The sequence below is a fragment of the Candidatus Bipolaricaulota bacterium genome (assembly GCA_021159055.1).
Lineage (GTDB): Bacteria > Bipolaricaulota > Bipolaricaulia > UBA7950 > UBA9294 > S016-54.
On sequence record JAGGSO010000154.1, the window covers coordinates 1 to 19,216 of the forward strand.

General features: G+C 64.6%; 15 protein-coding genes and 1 tRNA gene. 12 read left to right on the plus strand and 4 right to left on the minus strand.

Annotated features, from left to right (window positions below):
- The first annotated feature begins 155 nt into the window (after positions 1-155).
- From J7J55_07865 to recR, 6 genes are all read left to right on the plus strand, one after another.
- Positions 156-611, plus strand: a complete 456-nt coding sequence (locus J7J55_07865; GenBank protein MCD6142610.1) for a hypothetical protein — start codon at positions 156-158, stop codon at positions 609-611.
- 331 nt (positions 612-942) lie between these two features.
- Positions 943-1,908, plus strand: a complete 966-nt coding sequence (locus J7J55_07870) for a hypothetical protein (protein ID MCD6142611.1) — start codon at positions 943-945, stop codon at positions 1,906-1,908.
- 165 nt (positions 1,909-2,073) lie between these two features.
- Positions 2,074-2,150, plus strand: a tRNA-Pro gene (locus tag J7J55_07875).
- A gap of 16 nt (positions 2,151-2,166) precedes the next feature.
- Complete coding sequence (gene dnaX, locus J7J55_07880) at positions 2,167-3,693, plus strand: DNA polymerase III subunit gamma/tau (GenBank protein ID MCD6142612.1); 1,527 nt, start codon at positions 2,167-2,169, stop codon at positions 3,691-3,693.
- On the plus strand, positions 3,693-4,019 hold the full coding sequence (locus J7J55_07885; protein ID MCD6142613.1) for a YbaB/EbfC family nucleoid-associated protein: 327 nt from the start codon (positions 3,693-3,695) through the stop codon (positions 4,017-4,019). The genes dnaX and J7J55_07885 overlap by 1 nt, the downstream gene beginning before the upstream one ends.
- Positions 4,016-4,606: a recombination protein RecR gene (gene recR / locus J7J55_07890; GenBank protein ID MCD6142614.1), complete on the plus strand. Its 591-nt coding sequence runs from the start codon at positions 4,016-4,018 to the stop codon at positions 4,604-4,606. Before J7J55_07885 ends, recR begins: the two co-directional genes overlap by 4 nt.
- Here recR and ychF read toward each other — a convergent pair.
- Both ychF and J7J55_07900 read right to left on the minus strand, forming a co-directional pair.
- Positions 4,603-5,679 (minus strand): redox-regulated ATPase YchF, encoded by a 1,077-nt coding sequence (gene ychF, locus J7J55_07895; GenBank protein ID MCD6142615.1) that lies wholly within the window; start codon positions 5,677-5,679, stop codon positions 4,603-4,605. The genes recR and ychF overlap by 4 nt on opposite strands.
- 172 nt (positions 5,680-5,851) lie before the next feature.
- A complete protein-coding gene (locus tag J7J55_07900) occupies positions 5,852-6,064 on the minus strand; it encodes a cold-shock protein (GenBank protein ID MCD6142616.1) in 213 nt (70 codons plus the stop codon).
- A 209-nt stretch (positions 6,065-6,273) separates the two neighbouring features.
- Here J7J55_07900 and upp point away from each other — a divergent pair, with 209 nt between their 5' ends.
- On the plus strand, positions 6,274-6,897 hold the full coding sequence (gene upp, locus J7J55_07905; GenBank protein MCD6142617.1) for a uracil phosphoribosyltransferase: 624 nt from the start codon (positions 6,274-6,276) through the stop codon (positions 6,895-6,897).
- Positions 6,898-7,011: 114 nt separating this feature from the next.
- Positions 7,012-7,830: a hypothetical protein gene (locus J7J55_07910; GenBank protein MCD6142618.1), complete on the plus strand. Its 819-nt coding sequence runs from the start codon at positions 7,012-7,014 to the stop codon at positions 7,828-7,830.
- Positions 7,831-7,874: 44 nt separating this feature from the next.
- On the opposite strand, the gene J7J55_07915 is transcribed toward J7J55_07910, so the two are convergent.
- The gene (locus tag J7J55_07915) at positions 7,875-9,632 is read right to left on the minus strand and encodes an ABC-ATPase domain-containing protein (GenBank protein ID MCD6142619.1); all 1,758 of its coding nucleotides are present in this window, start codon (positions 9,630-9,632) and stop codon (positions 7,875-7,877) included.
- Position 9,633: 1 nt separating this feature from the next.
- Positions 9,634-10,731 carry a hypothetical protein gene (locus J7J55_07920; GenBank protein ID MCD6142620.1) on the minus strand — a complete coding sequence of 366 codons (1,098 nt, stop codon included), beginning with the start codon at positions 10,729-10,731 and terminating at the stop codon, positions 9,634-9,636.
- A 52-nt stretch (positions 10,732-10,783) separates the two neighbouring features.
- Between J7J55_07920 and J7J55_07925 the strand changes: the two genes are divergently transcribed.
- The 4 genes from J7J55_07925 to J7J55_07940 all read left to right on the plus strand — a co-directional run bounded on the left by J7J55_07925 (position 10,784) and on the right by J7J55_07940 (position 18,994).
- Complete coding sequence (locus tag J7J55_07925) at positions 10,784-12,115, plus strand: hypothetical protein (GenBank protein ID MCD6142621.1); 1,332 nt, start codon at positions 10,784-10,786, stop codon at positions 12,113-12,115.
- A 131-nt stretch (positions 12,116-12,246) separates the two neighbouring features.
- Positions 12,247-13,695 (plus strand): M1 family metallopeptidase, encoded by a 1,449-nt coding sequence (locus tag J7J55_07930; protein MCD6142622.1) that lies wholly within the window; start codon positions 12,247-12,249, stop codon positions 13,693-13,695.
- Positions 13,696-13,750: 55 nt separating this feature from the next.
- A complete protein-coding gene (locus J7J55_07935) occupies positions 13,751-14,551 on the plus strand; it encodes a hypothetical protein (GenBank protein ID MCD6142623.1) in 801 nt (266 codons plus the stop codon).
- Positions 14,552-14,560: 9 nt separating this feature from the next.
- Complete coding sequence (locus J7J55_07940) at positions 14,561-18,994, plus strand: PKD domain-containing protein (protein ID MCD6142624.1); 4,434 nt, start codon at positions 14,561-14,563, stop codon at positions 18,992-18,994.
- Positions 18,995-19,216: the final 222 nt, after the last annotated feature.

Below are 19,216 nucleotides of genomic sequence, written 5' to 3' on the forward strand. Positions count from 1 at the left end.
AAAGATTCCGATATCGATATCGCCTTTGTGGGGTTGAAAGATGAGGACTTCTTCCAAGCGATCGCCTTCCTTTCCCGAGAGTTGGGTAGAGATGTTGATGTCCTCCAATTGGAAGAGCATCCTCTGCGGGATAAGATTGTGCGGGAGGGGATCAAATGGAAAAAGGACGACTGAGTCTGCTTAGGGCCTCGATCAAGGCTCAAGGTACGGAGATCGAGCGGATCTTCGAGCGGATAGAGGAGCGACGACGCGGGAAAGGAGAAGCCAACCTAGAGAGCCTTGCCTATCAATTGCACAACCTGTACTGTGCCTTCGAGGACCTGATGAAAATCGTAGCTGATTTCTTTGAGAATCACATCGATGATAGCGCTCACTACCATAGTGCCCTCCTGTGGAGAATGAAGATGCCCATTGAGGGAGTTAGACCAGCCCTGCTCTCTGAAACAAGCTATAAACTGCTGGACTCTCTCCGGGCGTTCCGGCATGTCTTTAGGCATGCCTACTCCTACGAGCTCGATCCCAAAAAGCTGGCGTTGGTGGTGGAAGATGCGCTCAAACTCCGAGGGCTCTATCAACGGGATATCGATCGCTTCCTAGAGCAACTTCAGTAGGCGAGGATAAATCGTGAATGGTAGGAGCAAGGCCAATGCCGATGGCTCAGATGTGCGACGGAATCGGCGGGGACAGGACCCGCCGCTACGAGGGGTTGGATTATCCTGTAGTGTTGCAGCTTGTCTGCAACGTTTCGGCCGAATGTGGAAAAGCCATATGCGGTCTATCCTTCACGAACGCTCCCGGCGGGGACAAGCCCCGCCGCTACAGAGAGTTAGGTGGATCGGGAAGCGTTTGCGCCCAGTGATGCAGATGCCAATTTACTGTTTCTATTTGCCTTGCGCGCTTGAGAGCGTTATCCTGAGACGAGCTCGGCTCTAAGGAGGATGTATGATCTTAGCACCGTTTGGAGCCTCTTTACTCGTGACGATCGTTGTGGTCACTCTTCTCATTCCTCGCCTGCACCGCGCAAGGATCGTCGGGAAGGACATGCATAAGCCGGGGCGGCCCGAGGTCGCTGAGATGGGCGGCTTGGCGATCGTTGCCGGAACCGGGGTGGGAATCTCCACCGCTCTGGCGATGATGAGCTTCTTTCATGTGTTTCAGGACGCGAGTGAGGTTCTTCTCCTTGCCGCCCTGGCGACGATCCTTCTTACCGCACTTATTGGAATCGTGGATGACCTGCTTGGAATGCGCCAGGTGGTGAAGGCGTTTCTGCCGGCAGTAGCAGCGCTTCCCCTCGTCGCACTGCGAGCAGGTCACACGTCGCTTGTAATCCCATTTGTGGGAAGAATCGACTTCTGGATCTTCTATCCGCTGTTCTTGGTCCCTGCGGGAGTGATGGTGGCGGCGAACGCGGTGAACATGCTCGCCGGGTTCAATGGTATGGAGGCGGGAATGGGGCTCGTCGCGATGGGGAGCCTGGCGGTTATCGCGGCGAGCACCCACGCGACGACGGCGCTCGTTATCCTCCTTGCCGGCGCAGGTGCCCTCTTGGGAGTGCTCTTTTTCAACTGGTACCCGGCGAAGATCCTGGTGGGAGACGTGGGGACGCTCTCCATCGGGGCGTTGATCGCCACCGCGGTAATTGTGGGGAACTTTGAGACGGCCGGGGTGATCGTGATCATTCCGTATGCGATCGACTTTCTGTTCAAGGCGGCGCATGGGTTTCCTAAGAGTTTTGGTGAACTCAGGAACGATGGTAAGCTGCACTGCCCAGAGAATACACCAGTCGGACTAGGCCAGTTCATCATGAAGATCACCGGTGGGATCAAGGAGTGGGCGCTGACGTCGGTGCTGATGGGCGTAGAGCTGATATTCGGGATGTTGGCGATTGCGGTGTACATGTGGAGGTGAGGGGACTTTGGAGGAGCGAATCTATGGGAAAGAAAGGCCGATCTAACCGCTTTCCTCCCCAACCCTTGACACTCCTTTCGATATATCGTATATTACTCTTTGCCCGGCGGAAGCGCGGGTTTTTTTATTGATCCGGCCCAGTCTCCCCCCTATAATTCATCCCGACGGGGAGTGGCGCAGCCTGGTAGCGCGCCTGCTTTGGGAGCAGGAAGTCGCTGGTTCAAATCCAGTCTCCCCGACCAGAAAGGTGGTCATAACTTGAGTGACAATGCGTCTTCCTACATCTCTCTCTACCGCCGTTACCGTCCGCAGCGCTTCGCCGACGTGGTCGGACAGGAGGAGGTAATCCGCACTCTGCGCAACGCGGTGGTCGCCGGGCAGGTGGCGCACGCGTATCTCTTCTCCGGGGAGCGGGGGATCGGAAAGACGACGGTCGCCCGCATCCTCGCCCGCGCGGTGAACTGCCTTCACCCGGAGGGAGGAGAGCCGTGCAACGAATGCGCGAACTGCAAGACGATCCTCGCCAACCGCACCCTTGACATCCTGGAGATCGACGGGGCGTCTAACCGGGGGATCGATCACATCCGCCGCCTGCGGGAGGAGGTGGCGTTCGCCCCTACCGACCTGAAGACCAAGGTGTACATCATCGACGAGGTGCACATGCTCACCAACGAGGCGTTCAACGCCCTGCTCAAGACCCTGGAGGAGCCGCCACCGCACGTCGTTTTCATCTTCGCCACCACCGAGCCGCACAAGGTTCCGCGCACGATCCTCTCCCGCTGTCAGGCGTTCGACTTTCGCAAGATCCCGCAGGAGAAGATCGCCGCTCACCTGCGCCGGATCGCGGAGGCGGAGGAGATCCCGATCGAGGCCGATGCCCTTGATCTGATCGCTCGCAAGGCGAACGGCGGGATGCGCGACGCGATCGTGATGCTCGAACAGGCGGGGAGCTTCCGCCACGAGGGAGGAAGGATCACCACCGCCTCCCTCCTCGACATGCTCGGGCTCGTCGGCCGCGAGGAGCACGCGGCGTTCCTCGCCGCGGTCGAGTCCGGGAACCGGAAGCAGGCCCTGGAGCTGATCGATTCCCTTGTCTCACGGGGGAAGGACCTCGAGGTCTTCCTCGGCGACCTGATCGAGACCTTGCGCGACCGGATCGCGGCCGGAGAGTCGAAGGACGAGGGGCGCGACATCGCGCTCGTCCGCGGGATCCTGGAGATCAAGCAGGAGCTGTACCGCTCCCTCGATCGGAGGATCGTTCTCGAGATCGGAATCCTCTCCCTGATGCAGGAGCTCTCCCCGAAAGAGCCGGGGCCGAAGCCGATGGAGGAGCCGGCAGAGTCAGACTCCAACCCGAAAGTGCCTCCGACTGAGGCTCCGCTCCTCGCCGCGGACGAACCGGTCCCCTCCTCGCCCGGCCGGTCCGATGCCCCGCCCCCGGACGGAGCGCCGCTCGAGGCCCGCTGGGAGGCGATGCTGCGGAAGATCGAGCAGGAGCGGATCGCGATCGCGGCGTTCCTCGCCGAGGGGACGCCCCGGATCGACGGGGACAAGCTCCGCATTGCGTTCCACCCCGAGTACACCTTCCACAAGGAGAGCCTCGAGAAATCGGAAAACATGCACTACTTGGCCGGGATGGTCCACCGCTACCTCGGGGATCGGTTCGCAGTAGAGGTGGAATTCGACGATAATGCCGTCCGGAAACCGTCCCCGCGCGAAGCGCTGCGGGAGAAGGCACGCCTCCTGTGCGAGGTGTTCGACGGAAAAGTGGTGAAGGAGGACTGATGAAGGGAATGGGAAACCTGGGGAACCTGATGAAGCAGGCGAAGAAGCTCCAGCAGGAGCTGGAGAAGGCACAGGCCGAGATCGCGGAGATGAAGGTGGAGGCAAGCTCCGGCGGCGGGATGGTCACCGCCGTGGTGAACGGGAAGGGGGAGCTCCTCAACCTGTCGATCGAGCGCGAGGTCGTCGATCCTGACGACATCGAGATGCTCGTCGATCTGATCGTCGCTGCGGTGCAGGAGGCGCAGAAGACCGCGGCGGAGCGGGCGCAGGAGCGTCTCGGTCCCCTTGCGCAGGGGATGAACATCCCGGGGATGCCCGGCCTATGATCCCCCCGCTGGAGGAGCTGATCGAGCGGCTGCGGGCGCTGCCCGGGATCGGGAGGAAGAGCGCGGAGCGGATTGCGTTCCACCTGTTGACCGCGCCGCGGACCGAGGCGGAGGCACTCGCTACGGCGATCACGCGGGTGAAGACCGAGGTCCGGCGCTGCCGGCGCTGCTACAACTTCTCCGTCGGGGATCTGTGCGAGATCTGCTCCAACCCGACCCGCGATCAGACCACGATCTGCGTCGTCGGCCAGCCGTGGGAGATCCTGAAGATCGAGCGGACCGGGGAGTACCGTGGCCTGTACCACGTCCTCGGCGGGCTGATCTCTCCGATGGAGGAGGTGAGCGCCTCCGACCTGACGATCGATGCCCTGGTGGACCGGATCAAGACCGAGGGGACGAAGGAGGTGATCCTCGCCCTTGAGCCGAAACTCGAGGGGGAGATCACCGCAATGCACATCGTCTCGCTGTTGAAGCCGCTCGGGGTGAAGGTCTCCCAGATCGCGCAGGGGATCCCGGTCGGGCGCGACCTGGAGTTCGCCGACGAGGTCACCCTCGGCCGCGCCCTGCGCGGGCGAATCGAGCTCTAACGGCGCGGGCTGAACCTAACCACGACGACATCCCCGTCCCGTACTTCGTAGTCCTTCCCCACGATCCGTCGCTTACCCGCCTTGATCGCCGCGGTCTCGCCTCCGAGCGCGAGCAGGTCCTCGACCCGGATCACCTCCATCCGGATGAACCCCTTCTCCATGTCGGAGTGGATCTTCCCGGCGGCGGCCGGGGCAGTGGCGCCGGCGCGACAGGTCCAGGCGTGCACCTCGTTCGGCCCGGCGGTGAAGAAGGTCACCAGGCCGAGAGTCCGGTAGGCGGCGCGGATCAGCCGGGAGATCGCCGGACTCTCCAGCCCGAGGAGCTCGAGGAGCTCATCCCGTTCAGCCGGGGGGAGGCCGGCGACTTCAGCCTCGTCCCGGCCGGAGATCGCGATCACCTCCGCCCCATCCGCAGCTGCGATCTCCCGCAGCTTTTGCACATGCTCGTTTTCGAACTCCTCGACCGAGTTCACGTTCGCCACGTACAGGACCGGCTTAAGTGAGACGAGGTTGCAATCGAGGACGTCCCGCCGGGCCTGCGGGGTGAGCCCCTGACGACGGGCCGGAATCCCGTCGTTCAACCCGGACAGGACCTTCTCGCACGTCGCGCTCTCGCGGATCGCATCCTTGTCCCCGGCTTTGACCCGCTTTCCCAACCGCTCGATCTTCCGGGCCAGGGTGCGGGAGTCGGCGACCATCATCTCGAGGTCGATCGCTTCGACGTCCCGGGCCGGATCGATCGTCTCATGGACAAACGGAACGTTCGGATCGGCGAAGCAGCGGACGACGTGAAGGAGGGCGTCCGCCTCCTTCAGGTGGGAGAGGAGGCGCGTTCCCCGTCCCTCGGCCGCGGTTGCCCCCGCAGGGAGCCCGGGGATGTCGACCACTTCGAGCGTCGCCGGGACGACCTTGGGAGGGCGGTAGAGCGCGACCAGCGCGTCGATCCGTGGGTCGGGGACGGTCACCACGGCCCGGTTCGGCGCGGTGGCGTACCCCTCCGCGCCCGCGGCGGTGATCGCGCTGAATATCGTCGTCTTTCCGCACTGGGGTACTCCGATCAATCCTGTCTTCATCCCGTTCCCTACCTTTCCTAGGAAGCTAACCGCAGAAGCGCAGAGCCCGCTGAGAGATCCGAGGATGATGGCTGGATGACATCGAATTGTCGATCTCCTTCACCCCCGCAGCGTGCCCCACAAAAGAAAAGCCCGTGCGGGCTTGCACTCGCACGGGCGGTAATTCATATTCCTACGCGATCTTCGCTACGTCTTGGGCCTGGGGGCCCTTGTCACCCTGGGTGACGGTGAACTCTACCCGTTGTCCTTCATCGAGGGAACGGTAGCCCTCGCCCTGGATGGCACTGTAGTGAACAAAGACGTCACCGCCTTGATCACGCGTGATAAACCCATATCCCTTGGTGGCGTTGAACCACTTCACGGTGCCGGTTTCACGCTCTGCCATGCTGCTTCACCCCCTTGTTGCTCGTTCGTGGGGCAGAACGTTCTAACCGGAACCAAGACTGGTGCGTATAGAACGACTGCCGAACCATATTGCACTTTAGCTCTTTCCCCGGCGTTTGTCAAGTGGGGTCGATGGATTTGCACCCTTCCGGCTCGGATCGGATAATCCTTAAGACGATGAGCCGGCCCGAACACGAAAGGAAGGAAGCGATGAACAACCTCCACATCCTCGATCATCCCCTGATCCAGAACAAGCTCACCCGCCTGCGCGACAAGACGACGAACAACCACAACTTCCGCCTCATGCTCGAGGAACTGACCGCCCTCATGGTGTACGAGATCACCCGGGAGTACCCGGTGCGGGAGGTGGAGGTGGAGACCCCACTCGAGCGGACGACCGGCAAGGTCCTCGCTACCCCGGTCGTCCTCGTCCCGATCCTGCGCGCCGGGACCGGGATGCTCGGCGGCGTGCTCAACCTGATCCCGACCGCCAAAGTAGGACACATCGGGCTCTACCGCGACCCGACCACCCTGCAGCCGGTGGAGTACTACGTCAAGCTCCCCCCCGAGCTCCCGGATGCGCAGGTGATCCTCGTCGATCCGATGCTCGCCACCGGAGGAAGCGCCGTCGCCGCCCTCGACATCATCAAGCGGCACGGAGCGAAGCGCATCCAGTTCCTCTGTCTGGTCGCCGCCCCGGAAGGGGTAACCGCCCTGTCCGCCGCCCATCCCGATGTCCCGATCTACGCCGCCGCCCTCGATCGGCAGCTGAACGACCACGGCTACATCCTCCCCGGGCTCGGGGACGCCGGTGACCGGATATTCGGGACTTAGGACAACTGTCCCTGCTTTTTGTGCGTAATTGATAACCGCATGTGGACCTGTGCGGTAGCGGAAACTGGGGTGCAGCGGTAACCTCCGCATAGCTTACGCAAGGGAGGTTGTAAGATGCGGACAGTTATCGTCGCTCTTTCACTCTTGATACTCATCGGCGGGCTGGCACTCGGGCAGGAAGATTCGGTTTCGTTCTCCGGGAGCATCGGGGCGAGGGCAACGCTCCTTCCGAGCTTTGGGATCGCATCCTCGGTGCAGGCGTCCATGACCTACGCCGGGTTCACCCTGGGGAGCGCGGCCGATTTCGACATCTACCCGTCGTTCGGCGGGAGCGGGAGCATCTGGCTGGAGTATGCGTTTGGGCTTCTCACCACCGGGCTCGAGTCCTACCTCGACCTGGCCTCTCTCGCCATCTCCTCGATCGATGCCTACGCTGATCTGACCCTGTTCGACCTGACGAGCGACAACGGGATGATGAGCCTCTCCGGGGAGCTCGACATGATGGTCAATTTCTATCCCAGCTTCTCCAGCACCCTGACCGGGACGGTTACGGGCGGGTTCGGTCCGGCCGAGGTCAAGAGCACGACGATAATCGACCTCCTTCCGTTCGGATTCTCGTCGCAGGACCTGAGCTTCACCCTCACCATGTTCGACACGCTGCTCGGGGAGGGAGGTCCGCGGCTCGCCGGAAAGCTCGGGGCGAACTTCCCGGTCTATCCGTCGTTCTCCGGGAGCGCCTGGGTCGACATGAGCGCGACCCTGGACGTGGTCACGTTCGAGAGCAAGACAACCGTATCCCTCATTCCGTTTGCGTTCTCCTCGGAGTACATAAAGGCGGAGTTCGACATCACTCCGTTCTCGTTCTACCTCGCGACGACCCTGACCACCGGAAGCCCGCAGGCCGAGCTCGGGGCCTCGCTCAGCTTCCCGTAAGCGAAGATAAGACACCCACAACAACCACCAGCGCGGAGGGGGCCCTACCGGGCCCCTTTCGCTTGGCGCATCCGCACCGTGCGGAGCCGGTTGATCGCCGCGGCGATCTCGTAGCGGCGGGGACGGGCGAACGCCCCGGGATGCCGCTCCCCGCGGCGGAACGGATCCAAGACATCGAGTCCGCTTCTGTCGAAGAACTCCTCCAGTCGGTCGAGGACGTCGGTTAGCGGCGTCTTCCCGTCCATGAACCGCTGCGTGGCGAGATGAATCGCGTACCCGATCGCCCGGGTCTGGCTCCGGTCGACGAGCTGCTCCACGAACCGCAACTCGATCGGATCGCGGCCGTACAGGATCAGGTCGAGCGCCTTGGCGTCGATCTTCACCTCCCGCTTCCCACGTGACGGGTTGAAGCTCTCCGGAAGCGGGATCCGCGGGGTGACCCGGGAGAGCGGGAACCGCACCTCGGTGCGCCGGTCGGTGGGGTGCAGCCGCGCGATCTCCTTCGCCGCGGCGGTGACGGCGTGGGGGAGGTACTCCCGCATCATGATCACGGTATCAGCGACGTCGAAGTAATCGCCCGACCCGCCCATGACGAGGACGGTCGAGACTCCCAGTCGCGCGTACAGCTCGTGCACCCGGTCGATGAACGGGGTGATCGGCTCGTCGTCGGAGTGGACCAGGGCCTGCATCCGGGCGTCGCGGACCATGAAGTTGGTCGCCGAGGTGTCCTCGTCGAGAAGGAGGACCCGCGCCCCAACCTCGAGGGCCTCGATGATGTTCGCCGCCTGGCTCGTGCTCCCGGAGGCGTCGTCGCTTGAGAACTCGCGGGTGTCGCGGCCGTAGGGGAGCTCGGAGATGAACGGGCTGATGTCGACGCAGGCCACCCGGCGCCCGTCCTCAGCCCGGATCTTCACCGCATCGGCGCGGGTTACGACATACTCCCGCCCGTCCCCGGGGATGTGGGGGTAGACTCCGCGCTCGAGCGCCCGCAGCAGGGTCGACTTGCCGTGATAGCCTCCCCCGACGATCAGCGTCACCCCCTGTGGGATCCCCATCCCGGTGATCTCCTGTCTTCCGTCCGGGAGGGGATGGGGGAGAGGGATGGTGACCCGAAGCTCGTCCGGCGACCGGAACCGGATCGCCCGGTCAGGAGGGAGGGGGCGGTCGCTCGCCCCGGACTCCCGCGGCAGGATCGCCCCGTCGGCGACGAACGCGACCAGCCCCATTCCGTCGAGCTGCCCGCGGATGTGCTCCTGGTTCTCCACGCAGTCGACGAACCCCCGTGCCGCGGCCTGGGGGAGGTTCTCCCATGTGAGCCCGATGCGGACGATCTCCGGGAGCTCGCGGCACAGAATCTCCTCCGCCGCCCGGGCCAGGATCCGCCGCCCGGCCGCGGGCAGGCCGACGAAGATCCGCGCCTCGACCCAGTCCGGGGTGATCTTGACCGCGGTCCGTTCGAGGACCTCCTGCCCTCCGGCATCGATCTCCACGAGGCCGCTCTTCCCCGAGCCCTTCCTTCCGGAGACGACGCTTCGGATCGCGCGGGAGACCTGACGTGCGAGGAAATCGGAAAACGCGATCCGTCGCACCCGGTTTGCGAATAGCTCCGGCGGGAGCTTCCCGCTGGACTGAGGGACGCGCAGCCGGAGCTTCGATGGAGCGGCGAACGGGTCCCCTTGCACATGATCGATATAGAGGATGAACTTCGGGAAGGAGTACTCCCCCTCGATCTCCTTGTATGCCTTGTATCCCCGCCCGTCGATCCGGGCGAGGATCCGTCGCAGGTCAGCGTCTGTCTTCATCTCAACCTCCGCTCAGTACTACATCGAGGAATCGGGCCACCGATTCGCGCGTGGGGTGGGCCGGGGTGTAGCCCGGGTAGCTACTGGCGATCGCGGTGTCGCGCCCGAGGTCGAGCTCGTGCTGACGCACGCTGTAGAATATCCCTCTATCCCGGAGGGTCTTCGCCAGGTACTCCTGCTCGGACTGCCCCGGAGTGGGGACGATCAACGCCCGCTTTCCGAGCTCGGCGAGCTCCATCAGGGTGGTGTAACCGGAGCGGCAGACGACGAGCTTCGCCCGGTTCAGCATCTCCTCCTGGCGGGCGCGATCGAGGTAGGGATGGATCTCGATCCCGCCCCGCGGCGGCGGTGGAGCGGTCCCACCCGGGTCGCCGAGGGCGACCACGATCCGCCCGGAAAGCCGATCGAGCTGGGACAGAACCCTCTCGGCGAACAGGGTCCGCTGCGGCTCCGGGCCGGAGATGGTGATGAAGTAGTCAATGTCCTGCGGGAGGTCGTCCCGGCGCTGCACACTTGATAGGATCCCGAGGTAGGTGAGCTTCTCCTGCGGGATGAACCGGACGTTGTGGCTCATCTCCCCGCTCATCCCTCCCTCCTCGTCATCCGGGATCAGGATCCCCTTCACCGGGGAGAACCAGCGGGCGAGGAACCACTCCATCACTGCTTCCATGACCGGATCCCGCCACGGCGCGATGTAGCGGGGGCTGTGGGTGATGTAGTAGGACGGGATGTCGCGCCTGATCAGGCCGTTGCGGTGGTCGGACACGATCAGATCGAACCGCTCGGCCCGCAGGAGGCGGTCGAGGCGCCGGCGCTCCTGGTGCCACGTCCCGATGATGCGGGGGATGCTCGCGACCGTCTTGGCGTAGAACCCGGGTTTCGTCCGCGCCACCGTGGTCGGGATGTCTGGCCAATCGAGGTAGCGGGCGGCGTCCCCGAGTTCGCCCCGGATGACGCGGAGGGCGTTCCCGGTCGAGACGACGGTGAGGGAGCACCCCCGGTCAAGCAGCCCTTTCATCAGGATGAGATCGCGCGTGGCATGGCCCAGCCCCCAGGCGCTGGTGCCGAATAGGACCCGCTTCGATTCAGATTGTGGCATTGCCTTCCTTTCGGGTATATTGTACGCGCATTTTACGAACTGATGGGGCATAATGGCAAGACGGCCGAAAATGACGGAGGAAAAGAGTGAGGAACCGGGTGCCGCTTCCCCGCGGGTTCCGTGGTGGGGAAAGCTGATCCGATTCTGGCTGGCGGTTGCGTTCCCGGCCGCCGGGCACCTCCTGTTCGATCTGCGGGTGGAGGGGAGGGAGAACTTCACCAACTCCCCCGGAACGCTGATCGTCGCCAACCACAAGACCGACTTCGATATCGTCCTCCTCGGCCCGACGATCTTCTGGTCGAACCGGGGCCGCGGCCCGGGAGGGCGGGTGGCGTTCGTCGCCGCCGAGCGCATGTTCCTCCCCGGTTACGTCTCCGACTACATCCTGCACGGCCCGCGCTGGCTGGAGCGCCTCGTCTATCCCGCCAACCTGAGTGCCGTACTCAAGGCGATCCGCGCCTATCCGATCGGATACCTGCGCTCCCGCAAGCTGAAGGCGCACCTGCGCGCGGTCCTGGAGACAGTCGGCGATATCCCGGTACAGGACGCCCTCGCTCGGCCGGTGGAGGAGGTGATCCCCGGTGCCCCACCCCATGCTCCGATCTCCCGCGTCCTCCGGTACCGCTATCACGCCGCCCTCGATCAGGAGTGGGGATTCTCCGTCCTTGCGCCGGAGATCAGAAAAGAGCTGCGATCCCGGCACGTGCGGGAGGTGAGCGAGTCGCTCCGTCGGTTCGCCGCGATCCTCGACGCCGGCGATTCCCTCTACCTCGCCCCTGAGGGCGGCCTGGAGACGGACGGGAGGTTCGCGGAGGCAAAGGCCGGGCTGTTTCGGATCATCGCCACGGCACGCGCCCCGATCGTCCTCCCAGTGAACCTGACCTACGATTTCATGGCCACCGGTCGGATCAAGGTCTTCCTCACGATCGGGAAGGAGCTGCACGGGGTGAAGGGATGGCCGCGGGCGCGGCTGGAACAGGAGATCATCGACGAGATAAGCCGGATGGGGACGGTCACCTTCTCCCAGCTCGCCGCGGCCGGGATGCGCCGCCTCGCCGATCCGGATGGGATCATCCACGCCGGGAAGCTGCGCGGGGAGATCCTGCGGAAGGGGATGGAGCTGAGCCGGGACGGGCTGCGCGTCGATCCCGACCTGTTCGATCCGGATTGGTTCTCCCGGCGGTGGCGGCGGTTCCTCGCCTATGCGCGCCGGCGACGACTGTTCGGGCTCATTGGGGCGTGGATCGTGGGCGACCGGGACGCCATGTTCGCTCCGGGAAGCCCGTTCACCTACGCCGCCAACGAGCTCGCCGAGCTGGTGCGGTTCTATCCCGTGGAAACCGGCACGCCGACCGGCCGCGCGGTGGAGCGTGCCCGCGCTTAAGCGCGGATGTTCTCTGGCTTCATTGCAGCACGTCCGTGTAATCCTCGCTCCGGTCCCAATCGGTGCTGATCTCATCACCGGTTGGTCGGACGTGCCCTGGGGGTTATACTGGATAGCGGAAGTGATGGACGTTGGGTAGATCTTCGATCGTGAAGCCGCGCCAGCACATGAAACCGGCGCTTGCACTGGTCATCCTCGGGTTGATCTCGATCTCGGCGTGGGGAACCGGCGCGGTCTATGACCTCGACCTGCACGTCGACTTTTTCCACGGGAGCTTCACCGGGACCGAGACGGTCACGTATACCAACCCGACTTCGGAGCCGCTGTACGAGCTTCCCTTCCGCCTCTACCCGAACTCGCCCTACCTGTACGGGGACGGGACCCTGAGCGTAGATTCGGCGACGGTCGCCGGCACGCCGGTGACGGCGGAGACCCTCGGCGATGGGACCTACCTCTTCGTTCCTCTCCCCGCCCCGGTTCAGTCCGACGGGGAGATCGTCGTTCGATTCGCGTTCCACGGGCGGGCGGCCGACTGGCGCAATGGGCGCGGTAAGTCGGCCGCGGACTACGGAATCTACGCCGCTTCCCCCGCCGCAATGACGCTCGCCGAGTTCTACCCGATGCTCGCCCCTTACGATCCCTGTACCGGGTGGGTCCTTGACCCGGTCTACCCGAACGGTGACCCGGTGACGAGCGCAAGTTCCGACTACACGGTGACCGTCACTGCAGACGCCGGGCTGACCGTCCTTTCTTCCGGGAGCGAGGTCGGGACAGAGTCGGTGGGGGATGAGGTGAAACACACCTTCGTGGGAGATGACATCCGCGACTTCATGCTCGTCGTCACTTCGGGGTACGAGACGCGCGCGACGGCTGCGGGCGGGACCCTCGTGCGGACGAGCTTCCTCCCTTCCCACAACCAGGCCGCGGCTAGGGCCGCAACCCTCGCCGCGGAGGCGCTCGCCCTCTACGGGAAACTATTCGGCCCCTACTCCGGAACCGAGCTCGACATCGTCGAGGCCCCCCTCGGCCGCGCCGCCGGGGTGGAGTATCCGGGCCTGATCCTGGTCGGAGAGTCGTACTGCAACAACCCCTACGATCAGTTCTTCACCGTCATCATTGCCCACGAGGTGGCGCACCAGTGGTGGTACGCCGCGGTGGGAAACGACGTAATCGACGAACCGTGGCTCGACGAGGGGCTCGCCACGTACAGCTCGGTCCTGTTCCTCGAGCACAAATGGGGAAAGGAGGGGGATTCTTTCTTCTCCTCCTGGATCGATTACTACCGCCGTGCCCGCGCGCAGCATCCTGATCTCTCCGTCGCCTCGCCCGTCCCCCTGTTCCCGGACTCCTCCACCTACACCGCGTTCGTCTACTACGGCGGGGCGGCGTTCCTCGACGCGGTCCGGAAGCGGATCGGTGATACCGCGTTCTTCGCCGGGCTTTCCTCGTACTACCGCGACCTCTCCGGCCGGATCGCCCACGGCTACGACCTCATCTCCCACCTCGAGGCGGCGTGCGGCTGCGGCCTCGGTGACCTCGCCTCCGAATTTCTCCTCCCCGCCGGAGAGCGGGTACACTGAGGGCGGCGAAACTTTCCGGAACGATCCGTGTAGGTTCATCAAAGGAGGGATTACAATGAGAAGATTGACATTAGCGCTCGGCGCGGTGTCGCTCCTCGCCTTCAGCCTGTTCCTCGTCGGGACAGGGGCGGCTGGGAACGACGCCGGTTTTCTCGCCACTAACTATTACCTGATCTCGATCGGGACGGTGGATGTACCGATTGCGTCATTGATCCAGACGGCACAATCGACCGGTTACACCGTGATCGTGCGCAGCGGTGCGGAGGTCACGTCCTACCGCGGCGACCAGCCGACGGACGAGGACGAAGCGGTGCTCCTTGACTGCGACCGGCTCCTGTACGTCGACAACGGGCTGTATCTCCTCCGGGTGCGGGGAGACGACTACGACTACACCGTTCGCCCGGGGCGCGATGGGACTTACACCCTGGTGATCGTCCCCCACCGCGATCTTCCGCTCGACACGCTGACCGACGTCCTGGCGGCGCTGCAGGGGATGGGGGTGATCGGATCGGAGGCGGTCATGGAGTTCACGACGTACCCGCAGCAGGCGGAGAAGTCGCCCGCGCCCCCGGCCGGGGCGGCGATCGATTCCCGGCTGTACGCGGTCGAGATCGCGCCCGATTGGTTCTCCGCCGCGGCCGCCGCCGGGCTGACCCGGGTCGGACTGCGGGTGGAGGTAGTGGCGGAGAAGCTCCCCGGTGGGACGATCCCGGAGGATTTCCGCGAGTACATCGAGACCGAGACCGATTCGCTCGCCAAGCTCCTCCTCCCGATCTCCCGCTTGGTCGAACTCGCCCAGTCCCCGGGGATCGGCTATCTCCGCCCCCCGTACCGGCCGCATCCCGCGGTCCCATAGGGAGGAGAGATGATCAAACGACTATTGGTGTTCGCGTTCATAATCGGGCTGGTCGGGCTCGGGGCCGCGGCGGCGCGCCCGCAGTTGACCGTCGGAATAGATCAGTCCTCGCGGGGTGCGTGGACGAAGTTTCTCGACTCGTTTACCCCGTCGACCGGGATCGAGGTCTCGCTCCAGCCCTACCCGGCGAGCAGCCTCGGGCAGCAGATCGTCCTTGCCGGGCTCTCCCGGTCGGGAAAGTTCAACCTGGTGATGGTGCACAAGGCGTGGACCAAAAGCCTATCGCGCTACCTCGTCGACCTCTCTGGCTATGCCGATGAGGTCCTCGGGGCGGGCGCGGCTCCGGTCTACGTCGACGGCCGCTTGATCGGAACCTGGATTTCATTCGCCCCGGACTGGTTCCTCGGAGTGATCGCCTGGCCGGATGATCCGGACGCGGCCCTTGCCCTCCTCCGCGCCATGGGAGGTAAGGTGCAGGGCGAAGCGACTTCCACTCCGAGCGCGGGGGTCAGCCCGATGTCGGTGGTGAAGGAGTTCACCACCACCAAGACGGCCCGGGCCGAGCACAATCCGAAGCTGGACGGGTCACTAGAGGTCCTGCTCGACGCGGCGAAGGCGACGGTGGGGGCGATGGCGGCGGAGGTGATGGGGAAACTCCCGCCGCAGATCCAGACCGCTCTCACCGGCCTGGCGCGGATCTACGGGATACCGTACGATCCCGAAAGCGGCGAGGTGACCGTCGTCCTCGAGTCGTGGAGCCCAGGGACGACGGCGAACAGCGTCGCCGCGCTTGGGGTGAACCGAAGCGCGATCAAGACCGGCACGAAGCTGGTCAAGGTGACGGTCTCCCTCTCCGAGCTTCCCGCCCTGGCAAAGCAGATCGCCGGGGTGGCGTTCATCCGCCCGCCGTATCAGCCCTATCCCCTGGCGGTCAGCGGGGAAGGGGTGGCGGCGATCGGGGCGGACGCCTACCACGCCGCCGGGATCACCGGAAGCGGGGTCAAGATCGCGATCATCGACCTTGGGTTCTCCGGCTTGAGCCAGGCGCAGGCACGGGGGGACATCCCCTACTCCGTTGTGCAGAAGGATTTCACCGGCACCGGACTCACCACCGGGATCACCCACGGGACCGCGGTGGCGGAGATCGTGCACGAGGTCGCCCCGGACGCCAAGCTCTACCTCATCAAGATCGCCGATGAGGTCGACCTCGACCAGGCAGTGACCTACTGTTTGAACAACGGGATCGACATCATCAACCACTCCCTCGGCTGGTACAACACCAACTTCTACGACGGGACCGGGACGATCGCCGACATCGCCACCCGCGCGATCCAGGGCGGGATCCTGTGGGTGAACGCCGCCGGGAACGAGGCGCAGAACCACTGGGAGGGGACGTTCACCGACACGAACTCCGACACCTGGCTCGATCAGCCGATCACCTTCTACGCCACCGCCGGCTCGTACGTGACCATCTACATGACCTGGAACGACTGGCCGCATGCGGCATCTGACTACGACCTCTACCTGTACGGTCCCGGGAACAACCTCGTGACCTCGTCGACCAAGCACCAGACCGGGACCGAGGAGCCGACCGAATCGATCCAGACGACGGTGAGCGCCACCGGGACGTACACGATCAAGGTCAAGGGATCGGGCTCGAAGAAGATCGAGATCTACAACCTGTATCAGCACCTGACCCCGGCCGTGGCGTCAAGCTCGATCCTCGCCCCGGGGAACGTCGCCGACGTGGTGACGGTGGGCGCGGTCGATTGGGCCCACTACACCACCGGTCCGATCGAGCCGTACAGCTCGCAGGGGCCGACCAACGACGGACGGGTCAAGCCCGATCTAGTCGCGCCGGACAACGTGACCACCGGGACGAGCCCGTACACCTCGTTTGCCGGGACCTCGGGGGCGGCACCGGAGGTCGCCGGGGCGGCGGCGCTTCTCCTCTCCCAGGATCCCTCCCTCACTGCCGCGCAGCTGCGCGCCCGGCTCCTCTCCCAGACCGTCCCGATGGGATCCCAGTACGTCTACGGCCATGGGCGGCTCTCCCTCTCCCCGCCGACCCCGACGAACCAGCCGCCGCATGCCGCGTTCAACTTCAGCCCCGGGGCACCCCTCGTCGGCACCCTGGTGGCGTTCAACGCATCGGCGTCAAGCGACCCGGATGGCTCGATCGTCTCCTACTCCTGGAACTTCGGGGACGGGCAATCCGGAAGCGGGGTTACGATTCAGCACGCCTACTCCGCCCCGGGGACCTACACCGTGCGCCTCACCGTGACCGATGACGACGGGGCGAGCGACACCGCCACCCAGCAGGTCACCGTGACTCAAGCGGCGAACACCCCGCCCAACGCGACGTTCACCTACTCCCCGACCAACCCGGCTCCGGGGACGTGGGTCCACTTCGATGCCACGAGTTCACACGACCCAGATGGAACGATAACCTCCTATTCGTGGAACTTCGGGGACGGGAGCACCGGATCGGGCGCAAGCGTCTATCACCGGTTCACGAGCGCCGGTACCTACACCGTGCGCCTCACCGTGACCGACGACGACGGGGCGAGCGATACCGTCACCCAGCAGGTGGTGGTGCAGGTTGCAACTCCGCCGCCGACCGCGGATGCCGGGGGGCCGTACTCCGGGACCGTCGGCCAGCCGGTGACCCTGAGCGGGACCGGTTCGACCGGGACGATCACCTCCTATTTCTGGAACTTCGGTGACGGTCACACCGCAAGTGGATCGACCGTGACCCACTCCTACGCCGCTCCGGGGACGTACACCGCCACCCTCACGGTGAGCGGGCCAGGTGGTACGGACACTGATACGGCCCAGGTCGTGATCTCGCCGGCCGCTCCCGCGCTCTCGCTCCAGATCTCGCTTCCCAAGGGGAGCTACCAGGTCGGAGAGTCGATCGTGATCACCTACACCGTAAACCGCCCCGCCTACGTCTACATCTGCGATGCCGACCCGAGCGGGAAGGTGGTCCTCCTGTTCCCGAGCTACCTCGAGCCGAACAACTACGTGGGGGCAGGGACGCATACCCTGCCCGGCCGCAGCTACACCCTGCGGGTCGATCCGCCGGCAGGGACCGAGACCCTGTACGCGTTCGCCGCGACGAGCCGGCTCCCCAACTTTCCGACTAGCTTCGGGAGCGGCTTCCCGGTGCTGAGCTACGACCCGGCCGGGTTCCGCAACTCGGTGCGGCAGACGATGCAGACCCAGCTTCCGGCCGGGGAATGGGCCGAGGACACCCTCAGCTTCACCGTGACGCAGCCGGCCCCGAACCAGCCGCCGGTGGCAGCGTTCACCTACTCGCCGACCTCTCCGCAGGTGGGTCAGGCCGTGCACTTCGACGCCTCCAGCTCCCACGACCCAGACGGCTCGATCGTCTCCTACTCGTGGAACTTCGGGGACGGGCATACCGGAAGCGGCGTCTCGGTCACGCACTCCTACTCCCACGCCGGGAGTTACACCGTGCGGCTGACGGTGCGGGATGACGACGGGGCGAGTGCAACCAAGACCAAGACGGTCTCAGTGGCTGCTGCTCCAAGCTTCCCGGTGCTGCGCGCTCATTGGGCGTTCAACGAGGGGAGCGGGGCGACTGCCGGGGATTCCTCCGGGAACGGGAACAACGGGACGATCCACGGGGCGAGTTGGGTCTCGGGTAGTCCGGACGGATCGACCGCCCTCTCGTTCGACGGCTCGGGCGATTACGTCGCCGTCCCGGCGAGCGCATCGCTGGCGATAACCGGCAAGATCACGGTGGAGGCGTGGATCAACCCGTCCGGTCCGAGCGGGACGCAGCGGATCGTGAGCGAGGATGGGGCCGGAAGCGCGGACAATCACTTCTACCTTGCGCTCGAGGGAAACAAGCTCTCGTTCGCCGTGTACACAAACACGTGGAAGAAGGTCACTGGAACGACCGCCCTCCAGACTGGGACGTGGTATCACGTCGCCGGGGTGTACACCGGAAGCAAGCTCATGGTATACGTGAACGGTCACCTAGAGAAGACGCTCACCGTCTCCGGCCAGATCGGGCAGGGACAATCCGCTGCCCCTGTGACGATCGGGGCGAAGGACGGAGGATCCCAGGGGTTCAACGGGACGATCGACGAGGTTCGGATCTACGCCGACGCGCTCGGGCCGTCCGGATTCACCCTCTTGCCGTCAACTGGTAACATCCCGCCGATCGCCGACTTCACGTTCACTCCGACCAGCCCGCACGTAAATGACCTTGTCCGGTTCCATTCAACTTCCACTGATCCGGATGGCCAGGTCGTGTGGTGGAGCTGGTCGTTTGGGGACGGGGGCGTCGGCACCGGCGGCGGACCGGCGAAGCGCTATCGCCGCGCCGGCACCTACACCGTTACCCTGACCGTGCGGGACGACAAGGGAGCAGAGTCCACAGTTTCGAAGCAGATAACGGTATTACCATAGCTTAACCGGCTCACGCGGGGAAAGGGGAGTGCTCTTTCCCCGTTTCTTCTCTCTTGGTAGCACTCTTCGCGCCCTCACGGCGATAGAATTCGGATGGGCTTAGATCGCCAGCCAGGACGTTCGGCTAGCGAATAGGTAGGAACGTGTCCCAACGGCGGGCGAGTTTCTCCATGGCATGAAACAGCAAAACGAGTTTGGCCGCCTCACGCACCAGTTTCTGGG

Bases quoted from the DNA above. Each gene is read 5' to 3' on its own strand.
- J7J55_07885 (MCD6142613.1), top strand. From the start codon at position 3,693: ATGAAGGGAATGGGAAACCTGGGGAACCTGATGAAGCAGGCGAAGAAG.
- recR (MCD6142614.1), top strand. From the start codon at position 4,016: ATGATCCCCCCGCTGGAGGAGCTGATCGAGCGGCTGCGGGCGCTGCCC.
- J7J55_07925 (MCD6142621.1), top strand. From the start codon at position 10,784: ATGGCAAGACGGCCGAAAATGACGGAGGAAAAGAGTGAGGAACCGGGT.
- J7J55_07935 (MCD6142623.1), top strand. From the start codon at position 13,751: ATGAGAAGATTGACATTAGCGCTCGGCGCGGTGTCGCTCCTCGCCTTC.
- ychF (MCD6142615.1), bottom strand. From the start codon at position 5,679: ATGAAGACAGGATTGATCGGAGTACCCCAGTGCGGAAAGACGACGATA.
- J7J55_07920 (MCD6142620.1), bottom strand. From the start codon at position 10,731: ATGCCACAATCTGAATCGAAGCGGGTCCTATTCGGCACCAGCGCCTGG.
- upp (MCD6142617.1), top strand. From the start codon at position 6,274: ATGAACAACCTCCACATCCTCGATCATCCCCTGATCCAGAACAAGCTC.
- J7J55_07940 (MCD6142624.1), top strand. From the start codon at position 14,561: ATGATCAAACGACTATTGGTGTTCGCGTTCATAATCGGGCTGGTCGGG.
- J7J55_07915 (MCD6142619.1), bottom strand. From the start codon at position 9,632: ATGAAGACAGACGCTGACCTGCGACGGATCCTCGCCCGGATCGACGGG.
- J7J55_07865 (MCD6142610.1), top strand. From the start codon at position 156: ATGGAAAAAGGACGACTGAGTCTGCTTAGGGCCTCGATCAAGGCTCAA.
- J7J55_07900 (MCD6142616.1), bottom strand. From the start codon at position 6,064: ATGGCAGAGCGTGAAACCGGCACCGTGAAGTGGTTCAACGCCACCAAG.
- J7J55_07910 (MCD6142618.1), top strand. From the start codon at position 7,012: ATGCGGACAGTTATCGTCGCTCTTTCACTCTTGATACTCATCGGCGGG.
- J7J55_07870 (MCD6142611.1), top strand. From the start codon at position 943: ATGATCTTAGCACCGTTTGGAGCCTCTTTACTCGTGACGATCGTTGTG.